The following is a 799-nucleotide window of genomic DNA, read 5'->3' on the forward strand; positions in this document are numbered from 1 at the left end:
AAACTGGTTATACCATTATAATCATAAGCGCCCAAACATGGGCAATGGCGGTTTTACACCGATACAGAAACTCAATCAGGCAGCTTAATTCTATTTATTAGGTGTCTTAAGTTTGGGAGGGTTACCGTTGTTACGATTCTAAAGGGTTTATTTCCATACAGTTTAGATAAGAACTCTATAAATGAACTACTCGCAACTCTATAATTACTCTTGCCTGATTTTGAAGAGACAGTTTTGCTACTACAAGCAAACAGTTGCTCAACCTGAATAAACGGTTCTAATTTTGAAGGAGGGAAGAAGTCATCAGCTGCATTTAGCTCTCTTGCTGCGAGTCTATGAAAACGCTCTATCTGACTTTCACTATGATTTCTTCTATTGACATTCGCTTCGCTTGTTCTTTCAGCAACGCTTTTATAATTCGCATCAATAATTCCAATTTTTTCTAAGTCTTTGTGAATAAATTCCCAAGCATCTTTAACAACATTAAATTCTAAGGATCCTTTTTTTATAGGTAGTTGTTCTGGAGACATTTTTCCTATCGAAATTTTGTTGCCGAAAATAGGTAAAGTGTGCTTTTCCTCTACAGTTAGCTTTCTGTACCAATTCAAAAGTTTTCTAGTGTTTTCGATGCCAGCCGCTTCGTAGCTTTCACTTGGTATTACTAGAATACCTTGGTAACCCTCCCAAACTTAAGACACCTAATAAATAGAATTAAGCTGCCTGATTGAGTTTCTGTATCGGTGTAAAACCGCCATTGCCCATGTTTGGGCGCTTATGATTATAATGGTATAACCAGTTT

At 36.7% G+C, this 799-nt stretch carries 1 protein-coding gene; it reads right to left on the bottom strand.

What is annotated here, in order from left to right; all coding sequences use genetic code 11:
• Positions 1-71 precede the first annotated feature (71 nt).
• Positions 72-530, bottom strand: coding sequence for a hypothetical protein (locus JMX07_RS13520; RefSeq protein WP_201608436.1), 459 nt, complete (start codon positions 528-530; stop codon positions 72-74).
• Positions 531-799 lie beyond the last annotated feature (269 nt).

This window comes from Psychrobacter immobilis (assembly GCF_904846235.1).
GTDB lineage: Bacteria > Pseudomonadota > Gammaproteobacteria > Pseudomonadales > Moraxellaceae > Psychrobacter > Psychrobacter immobilis_C.